Consider the following 16416-nt stretch of genomic DNA (forward strand, 5'->3'; position numbering starts at 1 on the left):
TGCCGCGCCGTGGGTTGGCCAAAGGGGCGCGATGACCGGGGTGTCGAACGAACAGCAGGCGGCGTCATGGCTCTCGGCGATCTGGGCGGCGCGCTATCGCACGCCGGCCCGCTTCGTCGCGCTGATCGCGCTGCTGCTGCCGTGGACCACGACCGGGCTGATCTTCGCGCTCATACCCTGGCTGATCGCGTTCGCGTTCGTCGATCTCCGCGATTTTCCCCGTTCGCTGCTTCGTCCGATCTGCCTGCTGCCGATCGCGCTGGTCGCGCTCGCCGCCGTCGGCACGCTCTGGTCGGATGCGCCGTGGCCGGAACGAATCCATGCGATCGGGCCGGCAGCGAAGCTGCTGGTCATTCCGCTCCTGATCTACCAGTTCGAGCACTGGCCCTACGGCCATTGGGTGTTTTCCGCCTTCCTGCTGTCTTGCACGGTATTGGCGCTCTATTCCTTCGCCGTCGCCATCGACCCGGCACTCTCGCTGAAGCTCCATCTGTCGCGCGGGCCCTACAAGGTCGAAAGCGGGATCGCGGTGCGCAACTATATCGACCAGAGCCAGGAATTCGCGCTCTGCGCGCTCGCGCTGGTGTATCCGATCGTGTCGTTGCTGCGACAACGGCGCGTCGCCATCGCGGTGCTGTTCGCGGCACTCGCGATCGGATTTGTCGCCAACATGATCTTCGTCGTGGTTTCGCGCACCGCATTGGTGACACTGCCGATCCTGATCGTGATCTTCGCGCTCCTGCATCTGCGCCGACGTACGGCGCTGCTCGTCGCAGGCGCCATGGCGCTATTGGCCCTGCTGCTCTGGAACGTCTCGCCGAATCTGCGCACGACGGTGGCCAAGTTCAGCGGAGACTATGAGATGAGCGTGCAGGATGGTCAGGTCAGTGGTATGGGCTCACGTCTGGAGTATTGGCGAAAGTCCCTGGGCTTCATCGCCGATGCGCCGCTGGTCGGCCATGGCACCGGCTCGATCCGCGGCCTGTTCGCAAGCGTGGTTGTCGATGCGCAGAGCGATCCACTGCGCGGGGAGATCGTCAGCAACCCGCACAATCAGACCTTTAGCGTCGCCGTGCAGTGGGGCGTCGTCGGCGTCTTGATCCTCTACGCGCTCTGGTTCGCGCATCTGTCGCTGTTTCGCGGCGAGGGGTTGGCCTCCTGGATCGGCCTCCTGGTCGTCGCGCAGAACATGCTGTCCTCGCTGCTCAACTCGCATTTGTTCGATTTCGTCGAGGGCTGGATCTATGTGCTCGGCGTCGGTGTCGCCGGTGGCATGGCGCTCGCCAAAAAAAAGCAAGGCTAATGCGCGCCAAAGCTGTTCCAGACGAGGCCGAGGCCCGACAGGAATAAGAGGCCGAGCACGACATCGCCAAAGTGCTTGTCGCTCAGCGCGTGATAGACGCGCGCGCCGGCCCATGCGCCGATCAAGGTCCCCGGAAACGCGATCAGCGCGAGCCAGACCACCTTGAACGCGACGAGGCCCGAGGCCGTCTGCAACACCAACGCGGTGGCGAGCACCGTGAAATTGAAGAGCTGGAAGATGCCGCGCCGTTCGTGCTTGTTCCAGCCGCGAATGTTGGCCCACAGGATCGGCAGCGGCCCCGACAGTCCGGCAAGCCCGCCCAGAATGCCGCCGGCGAAGCCGATTGCGCCGTCGGCGATGCGGCCGCCGAACTTGAAGGCGAGCGGCTTCTTATTCAGATACAGCGCGGTCGAAAAGATCAAGAGCAGGACGCCGACGCTCAGCTTGAACACTTTTGGATCGGCAGAGGCGACCATCATGATGCCCAGCGGCACGCCGATCAGCCCTCCGATCAGGAACGGCCAGACCAGCGAGAGGTCGAAGCTCTTCCACATCGAGGGCAGCGTCGAGGTCTGCGCGATCACGGAGCAGATCAGCACCAGCGGCACCGCGAGCGAGGGCGGCAGCACGTAGAGCCAGATGCCGAGCGCCATCAGCGCCGTGCCGAATCCGGCCAGCCCCGAGACGAAGCCCCCGGCCAGCGCGCCGAACAGCAGCAGGACATAGGTGAGCGTTTCCAACAGATTGCCTCTTCCCCGGCCGATCCCGAAGTGTTGATGGCCATCGCTCGCATAACACGCTTGCTGCCGTGCGGGTCAATCCGTGCTGCACGCAGGCGTGATCTGCGGCATCGGGCTTTCGCGGAAGACGCGCCTACATGACGGTCGTACCTCAATCTTGGGGCCGTCCGACGTAATCATCCGCTCGGATCGATCGGTCCCGAATACGATGATGGAGAATGACCATGACCCGCGCCAAGATTGCCGTTGCAGCCGCGCTGCTGGCGGCGGCGTTGATGCCGACAATGGCCGAGGCGCAGCTTTCGGAGCCTGCGGCCTATCAGGCCGCTCATCCCGATCGCGATGTGCTGAATGGCGGCCAGCTCACGCCTGCGGGCAGGGCGGCGCGCGGGCTGCAGAAAATGCCTGATGATGCGTATGCATCGCAGGCCTATCCGTCGCCTGTGGCACCGGCCGTGCGCTCCGGCCATCGCCGTCATCGTCGCTGATCTAGACGATCTGTCTGGTGTCGGCGGGCTTCTGCAGCGCGCCGACCAGGATACGCAGCGCTTCCGTCAATTGCGATCTGTTCCGCGCCGCCCCCAGCGAGACGCGTGCCGCATGCGGCGGTGTCCCATCGACGGTGAAGGCATCGCCGGCGACGACTGCAAGTCCATTCCGCAGGAGATATGCGGCGACATCGGGCCGGTCGTCAGGCAGCCGCAGCCACAGATGATGCGCGGCGGGCTTGGCCACGAACTGGAAGCCCTTCAGCGCGCGCTGCGCGAGCTGCTGACGTCCGATCGCCTCGCTCCGGATGGCGGTGATGATGCGATCGGCAATGCCGCTTTCGATCCAATGCGTTACCAGCGCGACCATCAGCGGCGCCGGCATCTGCACGGTCGCCTGCAAGTATGTCCGCATTTCCCGCTGCGCATCGCTGTCGGGCGTCACCAGATAGGCAACGCGCAGCGCCGGCGCGATGCATTTCGACAGCGTGGTCGCAAGATAGGTCCGCTCCGGAATGAGGCCCGCGATCGGCGAGGCCGAGCGGTCGAGCAGACCGTAGGCGTCGTCCTCGATCAGGATCGTGTCGGTATCGCGGATGATCTTGGCGACGGCGCTGCGCCGCTCGGGGGAAAGCGTCGCGGTGGTCGGATTGTGCAGCGTCGGAATGAGATAGACCGCCCTTGGCCGGTGCACGCGGCAAGCCTTTGCCAGCGCGTCGGGCAGGATGCCGCCGTCATCCATGGCGACGCCGACGAGCTTGATGCCGAGCCGCATTGCTGCGGCCTTGATGCCGGGAAATGTCAGCGCCTCCGTCAGCACGATGTCGCCGGGCCGCGCGAGCTGGGCGAGCAGGTTGAACAGGATCGTCTGCGCGCCCGGAAAGACCACGAGCTTGTCGGCCTGCGCGTGCGGCACCCGTGAACGCATCCAGCGCGCGGCGACTTCGCGTTCATGTGCGCTGCCGCCGGGCGGCTGATAGTTGAGATACGCCGTCAGGCCCGATTGCGCGCGGATGGCTTCCATCCCGGCGATGATGCGCTCGTCGAGCTGCGCCTCCAGCGGATGCGGCGGCACGTTCATCGAAAGATCGATCGCGACGGGATGCGGCAGGTCGACCGCGCGGCGCGCGCTGGTCTCCGACACGAACGAGCCCTGCCCGACGCGAGCTTCCATGATGCCGCGGCGCCTCGCCTCGGTGTAGGCGCGCGTCACCGTGGTGAGGTCAATGCCGAGCGTTTTTGCGAGCGCGCGCTGGGTCGGTAATTGCTGGCCGCGCACCAGCCTCCCTGCGGCAATGTCGGCCTCCATGGCCTCGACGATACGCTGGTAGCGCGGCCCTGATAGCTCCGAGATTGTAGGAGTCCAATCCATGCAATTAGGTCCGTATTCTTTTGAATGTATGGATGCAAGATATTATTGTATGGATCATTGGAAAGGAAGAGGTGTGGTCATGGCGGTCTCTCTGGCGACGGTCTCTCTGGCAAAGGCGATGTGGCGCGGCTTCTGCGGCAAATGTCCAAATTGCGGGGAAGGGCACATGTTCGGCCGCTTCCTGAAAGTGGCTGGCGCTTGCGATCATTGCGGCGAGGAGTTGTTTCACCAGCGCGCAGACGACTTTCCGGCCTATCTCGTGATGGTCGTGGTCGGCCATCTCGTGGTGCCGGCGATCCTCGCGGTCGAGACCGCCTACGCGCCGCCGGAGTGGCTGCAACTCGCGGTGTGGCTGCCGGTGACGCTGTTCGCTTCGCTCGCATTGTTGCAGCCGACCAAGGGCGCCATCGTCGGGCTGCAATGGCAACTCGGCATGCACGGATTCGAGGCGAGCAAGCTGCGGCGCGAGGCCGATGAGCTTGCGCCGGTGCTGGTGAAGGCGGACACGCGCGCGGCCTAAAGCGCGATGAGATCGATGAATCGTCATCGCGCTTTAGGTTATTGTTTGAACATGATCTTTTCGGAAAACCGCTGCACACTTTTCCGGATCACGCTCTGAGCCGCAGCGTTTACATCGCGCGCCCGGCCGCTACACTCCATCGTATCAACAAGAACGATGGAAACGCCGATGGCCACGCGCGCGAAGACCTTCCTGCTCTGTCATGGCGCCTGGTCCGCCGGGTGGGCCTGGAAGAAGATGCATCCGCTGATGGCTAAGGCCGGTCACCGCCTGGTGGCGCCGACCTACACCGGCCTTGGGGAGCGCGCGCATCTGGCCAGTCCCTCGATCGACCTCGAGACGCATATCCAGGACATCCTCAACGTCATCAGATTCGAAGATCTGAACGACATCGTGCTGCTCGGCCACAGCTACGGCGGCATGGTCGCGACCGGCGTCGCCGATCGCGCCCGCGAGCGCGTGACGCAGTTGATCTATCTCGACGCCTTCGTGCCGCGTAGCGGCCAGTCGCTGTTCGATCTCCACGAGGGCGGGCGCGAGCCGATGCGGAAGGCCGCAAGCTCCGGCGACGGCTATCGTGTTCCGCCGAACCCGCCGCCGCCGGATACGCCGCAAGCTGATCTCGACTGGCTGAATGCCCGCCGAGTGGACATGCCGATCAAATGCTTCGAGACGAGCTTGAGGCTCGCACATGGCGAGCCATCGATGCCGCGCAGCTACATCTATTGCACGCGCATTCCGCCGGGCGATGCGTTCGGGCAATTCGCGACGCGGACGAAGAGCGAGGAGGGTTGGCGCTATTTCGAGCTCGACGCCAGTCATGCACCGAATGTGACGGCGCCGGAGGCGCTGATGGCGGTGTTGGAGAAGATCGTCGCGTAACTCTCGCCGTCATTCCGTGGCTCGCGCAGCGAGAACCCGGAATCCATCAGGCGGCAGAGCCGGTGGATGAATGGATTCCGGGCTCGCGCAGCGCACGCCCCGGAATGACGTCATTTGAATGGCTGCGCGTCGGCCCAAATGGTGAGGGGCCCGGCGCATTCACGCCGAACCCCTCGTTGCAAGATATCAGCCGGCCTGTAAGCCGGGTTCTGTAAGGCACCGTCCGCTTGCGCGGACGATACGTGACGGCCATTCCTCTGGGACCGTGTTTGCACACGGCCTCGAGCAACCTACCCGGACGGCGGGCCTGACATCGCCCCGCGGCGTTATCGCTTGCGCGATCGGCCCGCATTTGCCGTCCCTATTCGGTTTTGCTCCCGGTGGGGTTTGCCATGCCGGCTCCGTTGCCGGAACCGCGGTGCGCTCTTACCGCACCTTTTCACCCTTACTTCCTCCGAGGAGGAAGCGGTTCGTTCTCTGTGGCACTTTCCCTGGGGTCACCCCCGCCGGACGTTATCCGGCACCGCATGTCAAGGGAGCCCGGACTTTCCTCCCCGGCGGCCTTTCGGCGCTTGCCGGAGCGGCCGTCCGGCCGACTGACGCCTTACGCATGGGGCATTTGTGACGGTTCCGTCAAGCCGAGATCGCCGCGCACGCGGTATCGGAAATAAATTATCCTGAAGATGTCGTTTGGAGCGTGCCCCGTTCGACTGGGTGTCGGCGACAGAGCCGAACAACAGGAGTGAAGCGATGCAATATCTGCTGATGATCTACCAGAATGAGGTCGAGTACGCGAAGATTGACACGGGCACCACCCAGAAGATGTCGGCGGAGTATGAGGCCTTTACGCAATCCATCATCCGGAACGGCAATTTCAAGGCCGGCGATCGGCTCCGCCCGACCACGACTGCGACCACGGTGCGCGTGCGCGACGGCAAGACGCTGACGACCGACGGTCCGTTCGCGGAAACGCGCGAGCAGCTCGGTGGCTACTATCTGATCGAGGCCAAGGATCTCAACGCTGCGATCGAGATCGCAGCGCGAATTCCGAGCGCGCGCGTCGGTTCGATCGAGGTGCGTCCGATCTGGGTTTACGACAAGTGACAGCTGAGCTGCGCGTCGCATGACCCCCGGTGAGATCGAAACGATCTTCCGCGACGAGGCGGGGCGGGCGCTCGCCACGCTGATCCGCCTCGTCGGCGATTTCGATCTCGCCGAGGACGCGCTGCAGGACGCCTTTGCGGTTGCCCTCGAACGCTGGGCGGCGTGCGAGGTCCCCGACAATCCGCGCGCGTGGCTGGTCAATGTCGCCAAGCACAAGGCGATCGACCGGGTTCGCCGCCAGGCGGCCTTCCGCGGCAAGCAGCAGGCGCTCGTGCACGAGCTCGAGCTGAACGCGCAAACCGTCGACGAGCCAGCCTCGATGCTCGACGACGACATGCTGCGGCTGATCTTCACCTGCTGCCATCCGGCGTTCGCAGCCGAGGTCCAGGTCGCGCTGACGCTGCGCACGGTCTGCGGGCTGTCGACCACGCAGGTCGCGCGCGCCTTTCTCCTCAGTGAGGAGGCAATGGCGCAGCGGCTGGTGCGCGCCAAGCAGAAGATCAGGCTCGCCGGTATCCCCTATGAGGTGCCCGAGCGCGGCGCGCTGGCGCCGCGGCTCGATGGCGTGCTCGCCGTGATCTATCTCGTCTTCACCGAGGGCTATGTCGCGACCGCCGGCGCGGATCTGATGCGGCCCGATCTTGCGGCTGAGGCCATCCGGCTCGGCCGCTTGCTCGACCGGCTGATACCGGATCGCGCCGGCATCAAGGGCCTGCTGGCTTTGATGCTGCTGCACGATGCGCGCCGCGCCGGGCGCGAGACGACGGCCGGCGATATCGTGCTGCTGGAAGAGCAGGACCGCATGCTGTGGGATCGCGCGCAGATGGAGGAGGGCCTGCGTTTGGTCGACGATGCGCTGCGCGTCCCCGGCCGGCCGCAGCCTTATGCCGTGCAGGCCGCGATTGCCGCGCTGCATGCGCGTGCGCCGAGCTTCGAGCAGACCGACTGGCCGCAGATCGCCGGGCTCTACGAGGTGTTGCTGCGCATCGGTCCCTCGCCGGTGATCGAGCTCAACCACGCTGCCGCGCTGTCGATGGTCGATGGGCCGGCCCGTGCGCTCGATCTCGTCGATGCGATCAGCGCCCGAGGCGGGCTCCGCGGCTATGAGCTGCTGCCCGCAGTGCGCGCGGACCTGTTGCGAAGGCTCGGCAGGACGGAGGAGGCGCGCGAGGCCTACCACGCGGCGACGGAGGCAACGCAGCTCGAGCCGCTGCGGAGGTTGTATGCGCGGAGAGTGAGGGAGATGGACTAAGTTTTCGTCATGGCCGGGCTTGTCCCGGCCATCCACGTCCTTCTTGCGCGGAGACAAAGACGTGGATGCCCGGGACAAGCCCGGGCATGACGGAAAGCAAGAGGTCGCATTCTCGAAGACGTCTGCTATTTCGATGCGACGTTCGTCCCTTCCGCCGGCAAGCTCGCCAGCAGCGCCTGCAAGGTCGACCGCGTCGAATGGTCCGCGACACCATCCAGCCGCGCCGGGCGGAAATGGCGCTGGAAGGCCGTGACGACTTCCATGGTCGCGGCATCGTATTTGCCGGTCAGCGGCACACCATAGCCGTATCTGGCGAGCGCCTGTTGCAGACCCAGCACCTCGTCGCTGATGGTGCCGAGCATCAGAGTCTCGCCGCGCACGACAGGGGCGGGCGTGACCCAGTGACCAACGCCGGAATTGGCCAGCGAGTGCCACGGAAACTTTTCGCCGGGGTCCTTCTTGCGCGCGGGCGCGACGTCGGAATGGCCGAGCACCCGGTGGGTCGGCACCTTGCGGCGGAGCATGATGCCGCGGCACAGCGCGATCACGGCGGCGATCTGGCGCAGCGGAAACTCGGGATAGCCCCAGTCATGGCCGCGATTGACGATCTCGATGCCGATCGAGCAGGAATTGATGTCGTCCTCGCCGGCCCAGGACGAGACGCCGGCGTGCCAGGCGCGCCTGGTCTCGGGCACGCATTGCACGATGCGGCCGTCCTCCAGCACGACGTAATGCGCCGAGACTTCGCTGCCGGCCGTGCACAGCCGGGCCAGCGCACCCTCGACATCGGGCATGCCGGTGTAGTGCAGCACGATCATGTCGGGCTGCCGTCCCTTGTTGCGCTCGCCATGGTTCGGCGAGGGGATGATATCGGAGACGATCGAGGAGTCAGGCTCAAACGTCCGCATGTTCGCCGCGGCCTTGGGAACCGGGAGAACGCGTTGGCGTTTCGAATCAGATCCAGACGGTGTGGACGAACCGGACGGCGGCATAGACAAACCAAGTCGAAAGAGAATGGGCCAAGCCCTTCTCTTTACTATTCCTTTACCCTCCATTGCGCGCAATCGCGCGGCGCGGTTAACGGATGCATTTTGGCGCATGTGTGTGGATGAAGCATCACCGCCGCTGCACCTTTTCGTCTTGTAATGAGCCGATCAACGCTTTCTTAACGCTAAGGGCCGTTACTGAGGGATGAAGAGCCGACCCGTGCCCGGAGGCGGCCAAAGCGTATTTTGGCTCGAAATCCCATGGCTGCCCGACAAATTCCACTGGCAACACTGGGTTTGCAGCCCGGGACGACCGGGTTCGGTAACCATGCTGGACTGGGGCTTTGTCGTGGAACCGCCGCGACGCGGAATGATTCGAGGCGTTATGGGCTTGTTCGTCCCCGATCTCGCTTGGACGTCAGGCTGGACCTCCGGCCGGCGTGGCGCATGAGCTCGGCTCCGCACATCCCCGTTCTTGGCCGCGAGGCCGTCGCCCATCTCGCCCCGCGCGAGGGCGGCATCTATGTCGACGCCACTTTTGGCGCCGGCGGCTATAGCCGTGCGATCCTGGACGTGCCCGGAACCCGGCTCATTGCCATTGACCGCGACCGCACTGCGATCGCGGGCGGCGCCGAACTGGTCGAACATTCGGCGGGCCGGCTGACGCTGGTCGAAGACCGCTTCTCCAACCTCGCCGAGGTCTGCGCGGCGCAGGGCATCGATGGCGTCGACGGCGTCGTGATGGACGTCGGCGTGTCCTCGATGCAGCTCGACCAGGCCGGCCGCGGCTTCTCTTTCCGCCTCGACGGTCCGCTCGACATGCGGATGGGGCAGGCCGGGCCGACCGCGGCCGACGTCGTCGCACGCGCTTCGGAAGGCGATCTCGCCGACATCATCTATCTCCTCGGCGAGGAGCGGCATTCGCGTCGCGTCGCCCGCGCCATCGTCGCGGACCGTCAGGAAACCCCGTTCACCACCACGCGCGCGCTCGCCGATCTCATCGGCAGGGTCGTGCGCTCGAAGCCCGGGGACATTCATCCGGCGACCCGGACGTTTCAGGCGCTGCGCATCTTCGTCAACGAAGAGCTCGAGGAACTCCAGACCGCGCTCGTTGCGGCCGAGCGCGTGCTCAAGCCGGGTGGCCGCCTCGTCGTGGTCTCGTTCCATTCGCTGGAAGACCGCATCGTCAAGAATTTCCTCTCTGAGCGTTCGAAGACCGGCGGCGGCTCGCGGCATCTGCCGGAGGTGGCGCAAGTTCCGCCGAGCTTCCAGCTGCTGACGCGGCGGCCTGTCACCGCCGGCGAGGATGAAGTCGCGCATAATCCGCGCGCCCGCTCCGCAAAACTGCGCGCAGCCGAGCGCACCTCCGCGCCGGCGCATGACGATGGCGAGCCATCGTCGTGGCCAAAGCTCTCCGACGTGATGAGGGGCGGCTAGCGCATGCGCATCATCCACCTCCTCGTCATCGGCGCACTGATCTTCGCGGCGGCCTATGTCTACCGGATCAAGATGGACTCCACGGCGCGCACCGAGAAGGTGCTGCGGCTGCATGCGGAGATCCGCGAGCAGCGCGACGCGATCGCCTCGCTGCGTTCCGAATGGGCCAAGCTCGATGCGCCCCACCGGCTGCAGGGCCTGTCCGACCGGCATTTGCAGCTCAAGCCGGTCAACGGCACGCAATATGATTCGCTGAAGAACCTGCCGGAGCGTCCGCCGCGGATGTTCAGGCCGGGCGAGCCCGATCCGATCGGGGCCATGCTCAACACCATCGAAGCCGCGAGCGATCCTGACAATGTGACGGGCTCCGTGCCTCAGCCCGAGGACAAGCAATGAGCGCTGCGACTCCGGCCAAACCCACAGAACCCTGGCGCCAGCGGCTGATCCGCAGCCTGCTCTACGGGCGCAATGTCGATCGCGCCGCGAAGGCGCGCGCGCGCGTGGGTCTGGCGATGCTCGCTTTCGCCTCGGTCTACGCCCTGATCGGCGGCCGGCTCGTGATGTTTGCGATCGGCGCGGATGCCCATGGCGCACGCCGCGCCGCGGCGCAGGAGGTGGTTGCGACCGCGCGCCCCGACATCGTCGACCGCAACGGCGCCATCCTTGCGACCGACGTCAAGGCGGCGAGCCTGTTCGGCGAGCCGCGTCGCATCATCGACAAGGACGAGGCGATCGAGCTTCTCACCGCCACCGTGCCCGACCTCGACGAGGCCGAGGTGCGAGAGCGCCTGAGGACGCGCAAGGGCTTCGTCTGGCTCAAGCGCGAGGTCACGGCGAAGCAGCAGCAAGCCATTCACAAGCTCGGCATTCCCGGCATCGGCTTCCTGCGCGAGAACAAGCGCGTCTATCCGACCGGCAACGAGGTCGCCCACCTCATCGGTCTCGTCAACATCGACAATCAGGGCATCGCCGGCATGGAGAAGTGGCTCGACAATCAGGGCCTCGCCGATCTCCACCGCGCCGGCTTTGCCACCGACCGGCTGCAAAAGCCGATCGAGCTTTCGATCGATCTGCGCGTCGAGCATGCGCTGCGCGACGAGCTCTTGAAGGCCAAGGACAAGTTCCACGCCAAGGCCGCCTCCGGCATCATCTCGAACGTCAAGACCGGCGAGCTCGTGGCGATGGTTTCCCTTCCGGATTTCGACCCCAACAATCCGAAGGAAGCGCACGATCCTGACCGCATCAACCGCCTGACCACCGGCGTCTACGAGATGGGCTCGACCTTCAAGGCGTTCACGCTGGCGATGGCGCTCGATTCCGGAAAGATCAATTTGAACACGTCCTGGGACGCGCGCGGAAACCTGCACTACGGCAAGTTCACCATCCACGACAGCCACCCGCTCGGACGTTTCATCAACACCAAGGAAGTGTTCACCTACTCGTCCAACATCGGCGCTGCGCGGATCGCACTGAGCCAGGGCGTGGAGGCACACAAGGCGTTCCTCGCCAAGATGGGCCAGCTGACGCGGCTGCGCACCGAGCTGCCGGAGAGCGCGGCTCCGCTGGTGCCGCGACGCTGGGGTGAGCTCAACACGGTCACCATCGCATTCGGCCAGGGCATGTCGGTGGCGCCACTCCAGGCGGTGATGGGAATCAACGCGCTGGTGAACGGCGGCTATTTGATTCCGCCGACCTTCATGAAGCGCAGCGAGTCCGAGGCCGCGGCGATGGCCAAGCGCGTCATCAAGCCGGAGACCAGCGACAAGATGCGGTTCCTGATGCGGCTTAACGCCGAAATCGGCACCGCCAAGACCGCTGACGTCAAGGGCTACTATGTCGGCGGCAAGACCGGCACGTCCGAAAAGGTCATCAACGGCCGCTATGCCAAGAAGCGTGTGCTGAATTCCTTCACGGCGATCATGCCTTGCGACGACCCCAAGTATCAGATCCTGATCATGCTGGACGAGCCGCAGGCCATTCCTGAAACGAAGGGTTTCATCACCTCGGGCTGGAACGCGGTGCCGACCGGCGGCAAGGTGATCGAGCGGATCGCGCCGCTTCTGGGCGTCGAGCCGCGGTTCGATCTGCCGCCTGCGGAACGCCTTATTCTTGCAGCATCCAGGACAACCCAGTAATCAACGGGGTAGGCCATCGCCGCTGCTGAGTCGGGGCTTTTCCCGGAGATTCGGCTTTGCGGGAGGGCATGTCGACTGGAAGACCATGAAGCTCTCCGACCTGCTAGGCAATGATGCCGCGATCGAGCCCGCTGTCGCGGCGCTCGACGTGACCGGCCTTGCGCTCGACAGCCGCGTGGTCAGGCCGGGCGATCTCTTCTTCGCACTTGCGGGCAGCAAAACCGATGGCGCACGCTTCATCGATGCTGCGATTGCCGCAGGTGCGGCCGCCGTCGTCGGTGACCACGCCCTCGAACAGAGCAAGGTGCCGTTTGTCACGGTTGCCAATCCGCGCCGCGCGCTGGCGCTGGCCGCGGCGAGCTTCTTCCCCGCCCAACCCGCGACCATCGCGGCCGTGACCGGCACCAGCGGCAAGACCTCGGTCGCAGCCTTCACCCGCCAGATCTGGGAGCGGCTGGGACATGCCTCCGCCAGCATCGGCACCATCGGGCTCGTCTCGCCCAAGCGCACGGTCTACGGTTCGCTGACGACGCCGGATCCGATCGCGCTGCATCGGCAGATCGACGAGATTACGCGTGAGGGCGTCACGCATCTCGCCTTCGAAGCGTCCTCACACGGGCTCGACCAGTACCGCCTCGACGGCGTGCGCGTCGCCGCCGGCGGCTTCACCAATCTCTCGCGCGACCACATGGATTATCATCCGACGGTCGCGCACTATCTTGCGGCGAAACTCCGCCTGTTCCGGGAACTCGTTTCACCGGGCGGCGCGGCGGTGATCTCGGCCGATCATGATTGCTCGGCAGACGTGATCGGCGCGGCAAGCTCGCGCGGCCTGCGGGTGATGACGGTCGGCCGCAACGGCGACGGGGCAGGCGAGGGCATCCGTCTCACCGAAGCCGTGGTCGAGGGTTTTTCGCAAAAGCTTACCGTCGAATATCGTGGCAAGGGCTATTCGATCCGCCTGCCGCTGGTCGGCGAATTCCAGATCGAGAACGCGCTGGTGTCGGCCGGTCTTGCCATCGGCACCGGCAGCGATGCGGCCAATGTGTTCGCAAGCCTGGAGCATCTCGAAGGCGCCAAGGGACGACTCGAACGCGTCGGCGAGCGCAACGGGGCGCTTATCTTCGTCGACTATGCGCACAAACCCGACGCGCTGGCGAAGGCGCTGCAGGCGCTGCGTCCCTATGCCAAGCGTCGGCTGGTCGTCGTGTTCGGTGCCGGCGGCGATCGCGATGCCGGCAAGCGTCCGATCATGGGCGAGATCGCGGCCGAGAACGCCGACGGCGTCATCATCACCGACGACAATCCGCGCAGCGAGAAGCCGGAAGCGATCCGCGCCGCGATCCTCGCCACGGCGAAGGGCGCCCGCGAAATCGGCGACCGCACTGCTGCGATCCACGCCGCGATCGAGGAATTGCAGGATGGCGATGCGCTGCTCATCGCCGGCAAGGGTCACGAGACCGGGCAGATCGTCGGGGCAGAGGTTTTGCCCTTCAGTGATCACGAGGCGGTCGCCGCCGCATTAGCGTCGAGGGTTGCATGAACGCGCCGATATGGACGGTGGCCGAAGTGGCGCGCGCGCTGGGCGCTGCCGGATCGTTCCCGGACACCGCGATCGATTTCGTCACCCAGGATAGCCGACTGGTGAAGCCGGGCAGTCTGTTCGTCGCGCTGAGCGGCACGCCGAGCGGCGGCTTCGTCTCGGCCTTCGCCAGTGCGCGCGACGGATGGGAGTTCGCGGACAAGGCTGAAGCTTCGGGCGCGGTCGCGATGATCGTGCCGCACGAGATCGCGGGCATCCGCATTCCGCAGATCGTCGTCAAGGACACGCTGATCGACGGTCTCTGGGGCCTCGCGCGCGCCGCGCGCGCCCGCTTTAAGGGACCGGTGATCGGGCTCACCGGCAGCGCCGGCAAGACCAGCACCAAGGAATTCCTGGCGGCCTATCCAAACGCCTATGCGAGCCCGTCGAGCTTCAATAATTTCTGGGGTGTGCCGCTAACGCTGTGCAACGCGAAGCCCGACGCCAGCCTCTGGGTCGTCGAGATGGGCATGAACCAGAAAGGCGAGATCGCGCGGCTCAGCGAGCTGACGCGGCCGACCGTCGCGCTGGTCGTCAACGTCCAGCCGGTGCATCTGGAAAAGCTCGGCTCGCTCGAGGCTATCAGGCGCGAGAAGGTGTCGATCGCGCTCGGCCTGCCTGAGGACGGCGTACTGGTGCTGCCTGCTGGGCTCAAGGCGGCAGAATGGAAGGGCAAGGTCGTCCGCTTCGGCGAGCATGCCGAGGTCCATGAGGTCGCGCACGCGCCACATGGCGAGAGCTGGCAGGTCGTGGCCATGATCGGCAAGAAGGAGATCGCCTTCAGCCTGACGCCGGGTGCGCCGCACCGCGTGCAGAATGCGCTGGCCGCGCTCGCCGCGATCCGTGCGGCCAATCTCGATGCGGCGACGCTCGCGATCAAGCTCGACCGGGTCGGCATCATGACCGGCCGCGGCGTCGAGCAGGCGGTCAGGGGTATCACCGTGATCGACGACAGTTTCAACGGCAATCCGGCCAGCGTTGCTGCCGCACTGCAAAGCCTGCAAGCGCGCAACGTGACCGGCGGCCGCCGTGTTGCGGTGCTCGGCGACATGCTGGAGCTGGGCGAAGATGCACCCGATTATCACACCGCCCTCGCCAAGCATCTCGACGGTATTGACGGCGTCTACTGCGTCGGCCCCCTGATGCGCCACCTCTTCGAGGTGCTCCCGGCCGGCAAGGCCCTCGGCTGGCACGACGATCCCGCCACGCTGAGGCCGGGCGAGGTCGCAAATCTGCTGAGGGCGGGCGATGTCGTGGTTGTCAAGGGCAGCAAGAAGATGTTCTGGGTCAACAAGTTTGTGCCGGGCCTGGTGGCCGCCTTGCAGGCAAAGGCGTAAACTGCTTGGAAGGCGCTGTTCCCGAATCCCACCCTTTGCGGCGCGAAGCCGTCCCGGTTTCCCCAGAGGTCGCGCGACCCATGATGAAGACCAGCGAATGCGCGTGAGACACGTTGAGGCCAAGATCAAGGCCAAAACCGCGTGCATAGGCGCCATAGGACCGACTGAATGTTTTACTGGCTGATCGAGCTCTCCAACACATTTCCGGGCTTCGGTGCCGTTCGCACCTTCCTGAACGTCTTCCGCTACATCACCTTCCGCACCGGCGGCGCCGTCGTCACCGGGGCGCTGTTCGTGTTCCTGTTCGGGCCCTGGATCATCGATCACTTGCGCATCCGCCAGGGCAAGGGCCAGCCGATCCGCAGCGACGGCCCGCAATCGCATCTCGCCAAGAAGGGCACGCCCACCATGGGCGGGCTGATGATCCTGTCCGGCCTCACCGTCGGCACCGTGCTGTGGGCCAATCCACTCAACCCCTACGTCTGGATCGTGCTGGCGGTAACACTCGGCTTCGGCTTCGTCGGCTTCTATGACGATTACCTCAAGGTGACCAAGCAGACCACGACCGGGTTCGGCAGCAAGCTTCGTCTGCTGATCGAAGCCGCGATCGCGCTGGTGGCCTGCTACGCCCTGGTGCGGCTGAACCGCGATCCTGCGTCCACCGCGCTGACGATTCCCTTCCTGAAGGACACGGTGCTGCATTTCGGCTGGTTCTTCGTCATCTTCGGTGCCTTCGTCATCGTTGGCTCCGGCAACGCGGTGAACCTCACCGACGGTCTCGACGGCCTCGCCATCGTTCCCGTGATGATCGCGACCGCGAGCTTTGCGATGATCGCCTATCTCGCCGGCAACGCGGTGTTCGCCGAATATCTCCAGATCAAATATGTCGCCGGCACCGGCGAGCTCGCGGTGCTCTGCGGCGCGCTGCTGGGCGCCGGCCTCGGCTTCCTCTGGTTCAACGCGCCGCCGGCCTCGATCTTCATGGGCGACACTGGCTCGCTCGCGCTCGGCGGCATGCTGGGCGCCATCGCGGTCGCGGTGAAACACGAGATCGTGCTCGCGGTGATCGGCGGCCTGTTCGTGCTGGAGGCGGTCTCCGTCATCGTGCAGGTGGTGTCGTTCAAGCTGACCGGCAAACGCATCTTCCGGATGGCGCCGATCCACCACCATTTCGAGCAGCTCGGCTGGACCGAGCCGCAGATCGTAATCCGCTTCTGGATCATCTCGGTGATGCTGGCGCTGGCCGGCCTGTCGACGCTGAAGCTGCGGTGATCGAGC

The 16416-nt window shown here is 65.3% G+C and carries 15 protein-coding genes and 1 other RNA gene; 12 read left to right on the forward strand and 4 right to left on the reverse strand.

Translation table 11 applies throughout. The annotated features are described in order from the left end of the window. The first annotated feature begins 31 nt into the window (after positions 1-31). Entirely contained in the window at positions 32-1303 is a 1272-nt protein-coding gene (locus IVA81_RS25780) for an O-antigen ligase family protein (protein ID WP_247323128.1), read from the forward strand. Here IVA81_RS25780 and IVA81_RS25785 read toward each other — a convergent pair. Further along, positions 1300-2043 (reverse strand): sulfite exporter TauE/SafE family protein, encoded by a 744-nt coding sequence (locus IVA81_RS25785; RefSeq protein ID WP_247323130.1) that lies wholly within the window; start codon positions 2041-2043, stop codon positions 1300-1302. The genes IVA81_RS25780 and IVA81_RS25785 overlap by 4 nt on opposite strands. Before the next feature lie 224 nt (positions 2044-2267). Here IVA81_RS25785 and IVA81_RS25790 point away from each other — a divergent pair, with 224 nt between their 5' ends. Next, positions 2268-2531, forward strand: a complete 264-nt coding sequence (locus tag IVA81_RS25790; protein WP_247323132.1) for a hypothetical protein — start codon at positions 2268-2270, stop codon at positions 2529-2531. A 1-nt stretch (position 2532) separates the two neighbouring features. On the opposite strand, the gene IVA81_RS25795 is transcribed toward IVA81_RS25790, so the two are convergent. Further along, a complete protein-coding gene (locus IVA81_RS25795) occupies positions 2533-3903 on the reverse strand; it encodes a PLP-dependent aminotransferase family protein (RefSeq protein WP_247323133.1) in 1371 nt (456 codons plus the stop codon). 79 nt (positions 3904-3982) lie between these two features. On the opposite strand from IVA81_RS25795, the gene IVA81_RS25800 reads away from it, so the two are divergent. Together IVA81_RS25800 and IVA81_RS25805 are read left to right on the forward strand one after the other, a co-directional pair. After that, entirely contained in the window at positions 3983-4423 is a 441-nt protein-coding gene (locus IVA81_RS25800) for a DUF983 domain-containing protein (RefSeq protein ID WP_247323134.1), read from the forward strand. Positions 4424-4591: 168 nt separating this feature from the next. Continuing rightward, positions 4592-5305, forward strand: a complete 714-nt coding sequence (locus tag IVA81_RS25805; RefSeq protein WP_247323135.1) for an alpha/beta hydrolase — start codon at positions 4592-4594, stop codon at positions 5303-5305. A 182-nt stretch (positions 5306-5487) separates the two neighbouring features. On the opposite strand, the gene rnpB is transcribed toward IVA81_RS25805, so the two are convergent. After that, positions 5488-5905, reverse strand: an RNA gene (gene rnpB / locus IVA81_RS25810) — RNase P RNA component class A. Positions 5906-6055: 150 nt separating this feature from the next. On the opposite strand from rnpB, the gene IVA81_RS25815 reads away from it, so the two are divergent. Beyond that, complete coding sequence (locus IVA81_RS25815) at positions 6056-6409, forward strand: YciI family protein (RefSeq protein WP_246923026.1); 354 nt, start codon at positions 6056-6058, stop codon at positions 6407-6409. 19 nt (positions 6410-6428) lie between these two features. Next, complete coding sequence (locus tag IVA81_RS25820) at positions 6429-7661, forward strand: RNA polymerase sigma factor (RefSeq protein ID WP_247323136.1); 1233 nt, start codon at positions 6429-6431, stop codon at positions 7659-7661. Between the two features lie 125 nt (positions 7662-7786). Here the strand turns inward: IVA81_RS25820 and IVA81_RS25825 are convergent, their stop codons facing one another. Continuing rightward, on the reverse strand, positions 7787-8569 hold the full coding sequence (locus tag IVA81_RS25825; RefSeq protein ID WP_247323137.1) for an N-acetylmuramoyl-L-alanine amidase: 783 nt from the start codon (positions 8567-8569) through the stop codon (positions 7787-7789). 525 nt (positions 8570-9094) lie between these two features. Here IVA81_RS25825 and rsmH point away from each other — a divergent pair. From rsmH to mraY, 6 genes are all read left to right on the forward strand, one after another. Continuing rightward, a complete protein-coding gene (gene rsmH / locus IVA81_RS25830) occupies positions 9095-10084 on the forward strand; it encodes a 16S rRNA (cytosine(1402)-N(4))-methyltransferase RsmH (RefSeq protein ID WP_247323138.1) in 990 nt (329 codons plus the stop codon). Positions 10085-10087: 3 nt separating this feature from the next. Further along, entirely contained in the window at positions 10088-10480 is a 393-nt protein-coding gene (locus IVA81_RS25835; RefSeq protein WP_247007354.1) for a hypothetical protein, read from the forward strand. Continuing rightward, entirely contained in the window at positions 10477-12219 is a 1743-nt protein-coding gene (locus IVA81_RS25840) for a penicillin-binding protein 2 (protein WP_247323139.1), read from the forward strand. Before IVA81_RS25835 ends, IVA81_RS25840 begins: the two co-directional genes overlap by 4 nt. A gap of 85 nt (positions 12220-12304) precedes the next feature. After that, positions 12305-13762 (forward strand): UDP-N-acetylmuramoyl-L-alanyl-D-glutamate--2,6-diaminopimelate ligase, encoded by a 1458-nt coding sequence (locus tag IVA81_RS25845; RefSeq protein ID WP_247323140.1) that lies wholly within the window; start codon positions 12305-12307, stop codon positions 13760-13762. After that, complete coding sequence (murF, locus tag IVA81_RS25850) at positions 13759-15138, forward strand: UDP-N-acetylmuramoyl-tripeptide--D-alanyl-D-alanine ligase (RefSeq protein WP_247323142.1); 1380 nt, start codon at positions 13759-13761, stop codon at positions 15136-15138. The genes IVA81_RS25845 and murF overlap by 4 nt, the downstream gene beginning before the upstream one ends. A 168-nt stretch (positions 15139-15306) precedes the next feature. Further along, positions 15307-16410, forward strand: coding sequence for a phospho-N-acetylmuramoyl-pentapeptide-transferase (gene mraY / locus IVA81_RS25855; RefSeq protein ID WP_063202105.1), 1104 nt, complete (start codon positions 15307-15309; stop codon positions 16408-16410). Positions 16411-16416: the final 6 nt, after the last annotated feature.

This window comes from Bradyrhizobium sp. 141, assembly GCF_023074055.1.
Lineage (GTDB): Bacteria > Pseudomonadota > Alphaproteobacteria > Rhizobiales > Xanthobacteraceae > Bradyrhizobium.